This is a genomic window from Micromonospora pattaloongensis (genome assembly GCF_900107255.1).
GTDB classification, from domain to species: Bacteria; Actinomycetota; Actinomycetes; order Mycobacteriales; family Micromonosporaceae; genus Micromonospora_I; species Micromonospora_I pattaloongensis.
On record NZ_FNPH01000024.1, the window covers coordinates 1 to 4,349 of the forward strand.

At 75.6% G+C, this 4,349-nt stretch carries 3 protein-coding genes; all 3 read right to left on the minus strand.

Features of this window, described 5'->3' with window-relative positions:
• Nucleotides 1-489 precede the first annotated feature (489 nt).
• The 3 genes from BLW47_RS24480 to BLW47_RS24490 are packed head-to-tail and all read right to left on the minus strand — an operon-like array spanning nucleotide 490 to nucleotide 3,769.
• Nucleotides 490-1,719, minus strand: coding sequence for an ABC transporter permease (locus BLW47_RS24480; RefSeq protein WP_091563161.1), 1,230 nt, complete (start codon nucleotides 1,717-1,719; stop codon nucleotides 490-492).
• Entirely contained in the window at nucleotides 1,716-2,459 is a 744-nt protein-coding gene (locus BLW47_RS24485) for an ABC transporter ATP-binding protein (RefSeq protein ID WP_245737093.1), read from the minus strand. Before BLW47_RS24485 ends, BLW47_RS24480 begins: the two co-directional genes overlap by 4 nt.
• Nucleotides 2,456-3,769 carry a peptidoglycan-binding protein gene (locus tag BLW47_RS24490; RefSeq protein ID WP_091563165.1) on the minus strand — a complete coding sequence of 438 codons (1,314 nt, stop codon included), beginning with the start codon at nucleotides 3,767-3,769 and terminating at the stop codon, nucleotides 2,456-2,458. Before BLW47_RS24490 ends, BLW47_RS24485 begins: the two co-directional genes overlap by 4 nt.
• Between the last annotated feature and the right edge of the window lie 580 nt (nucleotides 3,770-4,349).

Consider the following 4,349-nt stretch of genomic DNA (forward strand, 5'->3'; position numbering starts at 1 on the left):
CCGGACAAGAAAAGAAGATCAGAGAGTCTTCACGCGGCCGCGACCTGCGGCGCGGATCCATCTCACGGAGCTGACACAACGACCGGCCCCGGTCGGCCATTCCCCCGCCCGATCAGCGGCGGGACCATATACAACCACCGGCACCGGCCGGTCATTCCACCCGCCAGCAGCGGGACCATATACAACCACCGGCGCTACCCGCTCATTCCGCCACCCGACCGGCCGATCAACAGCCCCGGCGCGGGGACCATGTACAACCACCGGCACCGGCCGGCCATTCCGTCCGCCCGGGCAGTTCGCGAACCACCGGCGGGGGGACCTATTCAACGACCGGCAGCCGCCGGCCATTCCACCGTCCCGCCGCCAACCAGCGAATCCCGGCGGTGGGACCAGATACAACCCGCCCCCACCGCCGCTCATTCCGCCGTTCGGGACGGCCAAACCACCCAAGGCGGCACGGATGTCGCGGCCAGCACCACGGGTTCGGGGCTATCGGCGTAGCGCCTCGGCCGGTTCGATGCGGCCGGCCCGGATCGCGGGGTACGCGCCGGCGGCCATCCCCACGACGATCCCGAGCGGCGGCGCGAGCGCGATGGTCCACGGCTCGGCCACCGGCGTCCATCCGAGCGCGACCGCGACGCCGACCACGGTGATGACCCCGGTGCAGCAGCCGAACAGGCCACCGAGCCCGCCGAGCGCCGCGGACTCGGCGAGGACGTGAGCCGTCACCTGGCGCCGCGTCGCGCCGAGCGCCCGGCGCAGCCCGATTTCGAGCATGCGCTCCCGGACCGCGAGAAGTGTCGTATTCGCGATGCCGACCGCGCCGACGAGGAGGCAGAGGCCCGCGAGAATGAGGAAGTACGCCCCGAGGTCGGCGCGGACCGCGTCGGGCAGCCGACCCGGGTCGGTCGGCGGCAACACGCGGAGCGCATCCGGCGCGTCCGGGCGCAGCGCGAGCGGCAACTCCTCGGCCACCTGCGGCGCGGCGCCCAGCCTCGTCACGACCAGCATCTTGGGGGCGTCACCGCCGTTCGAGGTCGACGCGACCGCGGCCAGAGAGCCGGTCGGAATCGTGACGGCCGAGGTCAACTCGGGCAGGCGTTCGACCCGATCGAGCAGCCCGATGACGGTGTAGCGCACGTCGTTGATGAAGACAGCCGACGGGGTGTCGAGGGAGCCGACGCCGAGGCGGCGCGCCACGCCGGCCCCGAGCACGGCGACGCGCGCGCCGGTCCGGTCGTGGAACGCGTCGAAGGTGCGCCCCGCCGCCAGCCGCGGCTGGACGACGGTGAACAGACCCGGTGACGCGGCGAAGACGGAGACGTCGGCCGCCGCCACGTCGACCCCGGCCGGTCCGGCGCGGACCGGGCTCCGCTGCGGCACCCGCCGGTAGACGCCGCCCCCGACCACCCCGTTGACCTGCCTCACCCGCGTCTCCGCGTCCGGCGGGAACGGGTCGGAAGCGTCGCGGGTGCCCGCGTCCTCCACCACGACCTCGGCCCCGGTGACCGCGTGAAAGCGGCTGTCGACCCGCGCGGCGGCGGTTGCGGCGAGCCCCAGCACCGCGACGAACGTCGCCACGCCGAGCGTGGTGCCGAGCGAGGTCAGCAGCGCGCGGCCGGGATGTCGGAGCAGGCCGGCGAGCGCCTCCGCGGCGAGGTCCCGCCCGTCCAGGCGGGACGGGCGGATCGGCGCGTCGGCGGCGCGGCGCCGACTCATCGCACCCCCGACACCGTCGCGCCCTCGCGCAACACCCCGTCGTGGATGTCGATGGTGCGCTGCCCGCGCGCCGCCACCGTGGGGTCGTGAGTCATCACGACGATCGTGAGTCCGTCGGCGTGCAGTTCGTCGAGGGTGTCGAGTATCCCGGCCGACGTCGCGGTGTCGAGCGCCCCGGTCGGTTCGTCGCAGAGCAGCAGCGCCGGCCGGTTGACGATCGCGCGCGCGACCGCGACCCGTTGCCGCTCGCCGCCGGACAACTCCGACGGCGGCGCGTCGGTCCGGTCGTCGAGCCCGACCTGGCTCAGCGCCGCCCGCGCCCGCGCCCGCCGCTGCCCGCGCGGCACTCCCGTGTAGAGCATCGACAGCGTCACGTTCTCCTCCGCGCTGCGATCGGACAGCAAATGGAACGCCTGGAAGACGAAGCCGACGCGCGCGCCCCGCAGCGCGGCGCGGTCCCGTTCCGGCAGGCGGTGCGCGTCGATGCCGTCGAACTCGTAGTGGCCGCGCGACGGGCGGTCCAGCAGCCCGGCGACGTTGAGCAGCGTCGACTTTCCGGAGCCCGACGGGCCGATCACGGTCACGAACTCGCCGCGCCGCACGGTGAGGTCGCAGGGGCGCAGCGCGTGCACCGGCGGGGGGCCGGGGTACGTCAACGCCACGCCCCGGAAGCGGATGACCGGTGCCGGCGCGACCGCGTCGGGGACCGCGCATCCGGCGGCGGGCTCCGGCACGGTCACGTTCCCACCACCACCTGGTCGGGCGGGCCGAGCTCGGCGCCGGCAACGGGCGTGACCTGCACGTATCCGTCGCCCACCAGGCCGGGTACCACGTCGACGCGCCGGCGTTCGCCGTCGGCCACGACGGTGACCGAGGTCCGGCCGTCCGGCTCGGCCGCGACCGCGGCGATCGGAACGGCCAGCACGGGTTCCCGGGTGGAGGCGGCGATCACGGTGAGTCCGACCTCCCGTCCCGCCAGCGCCGCATCGAGCGCCCGACGGGGCACCGCGACCATCTCGTACGCGCCTGCCGCCGACTCCGCACCGGCGGGGTCCCGGCCGTCGACGGACGGGCGCGTCCCCTCGGCGACGTCCCGCACCGTCGCCTCCGCGCTCGCGCCCGACTCCGCGCTCACCCGCGCGGTCTGCCCCTTCCGCACCAGCCCGTGCTGCTGGGGCGTCAGGTCCGCCCTGACCACGAGCCGCCCGGCGCTGACCGTCAGCACCGGGCGGCTGGCCTCCGCCCCGACGACGGCGGTGACCGCGTCGACGCGGCCGGGAAACCCGCGCAGAAACACCAGCTCGGCGGCCGGCACCATCGGGCCGGTACGGCGTACGACCTGCTCCTGCTCGCGCCGCGCGAGCTCCAGGTCCGCGGCGGCGTCGTCGGCGGCACGCTGTGCGGCCGCTACCCGCGCCCCTCCCGGGCTGGACGCCGACTCCCGCGCGATCCGCGCGTCCCGCAGCGCGCGCTCGGCGGCCGTGACCGCCCCGCGCGCCCGGGTCAGCAGCACCTCGTCCTCGTCGCTCGCCGGCCGCGGCGCGTACCCCTTGGCGCGGTAGAACGCGGCGACGGCGCGTTTGGTGCCCGCGCCGTAGCTGCCGGCGCGGTCGTCGGTGCCGAACCCCAGTGTGGTCAGCGCCGTCTGCAGCTGGGCCACGTCCCGCCCGACCGCGCCCGGCCGCAGGTCCCGGTAGGCCGCGACGCCGCCCGGCAGCGCGAACACGGGCCGCCCGGAGATCTCCATCAGCACCCGGCCCGCGTCCACCCGGTCGCCGGGCTTGACCGTCACCCCGGTGATCACGGGCGGTTGCCCGCCCGCCGTACGCGGCACGACGTCGACGGTCTGTTCGGCGCCGACCCGGCCGCGCGTGACGACCGTGTCGGTCAGCACCCGCTTCTCCACCGGCGCGGTCCGCGCCGACGCCGGGGGCGGGGCGGTCTCTGCGGCGAGCTCGGCCGGGGACCTCAGCCGCGCGGACGCGACCAGCGCGGCGACCGTGACGGCGAGCGCCGCGAACACCGCGACGCCGAGCCGCCGGCGCGCCACCGACGTCGACCGCGGTGGCGGCTCACCGTCCGCGGTGCGCCGGGGTCCCCGCCACCCGTCCGGCACCTTCAGGGTCGCCCGGGCGGCGCGGGCCGTGCCAAGGATCCGCCCGCGTAGGCCGGGGCTGTCGTCGCCGGTCGGTGCGGCCGGCGACGACGCATCGGATGGTTGCCGTGGGACCCGGCGGATTCTCAGCATTGGCGGTCGGAACACATGCGCTGGCCCTCCACGTCCCGTGCCGGACGGTCGACACCGTCCGCGTGCACCGCCGCCGCCGGTCCGCGGTGGGCGCGAACGGCGCGGATGCGGAATCCGGCGTGGGCGGGCCGATCTCGGCGCAGTCGACGTTACGCCGGACGTCTCGGTCGTCGCCGGTCAAACGGCGAAGGCGAGTGGAGACCCTCGCGGTCGGCGCGGCGGATACGACAGTGGGCGCCTTCCCGGTCGGGAAGGCGCCCACGTGGCGTGTGTCTGTGCTGTTGTTGAGCGGTGTCAGTGCTGGGCGGCCAGGCCGGCATACGGGCCGACACCGTAGGTGCCCTGCACGATCTCAGCGGCCATCTTCTCCCACTGCGCGTAG

What these genes read in the sequence shown, in the direction of transcription:
- BLW47_RS24480 (WP_091563161.1), bottom strand. Translation starts at nt 1,719, where the DNA reads ATGAGTCGGCGCCGCGCCGCCGACGCGCCGATCCGCCCGTCCCGCCTG.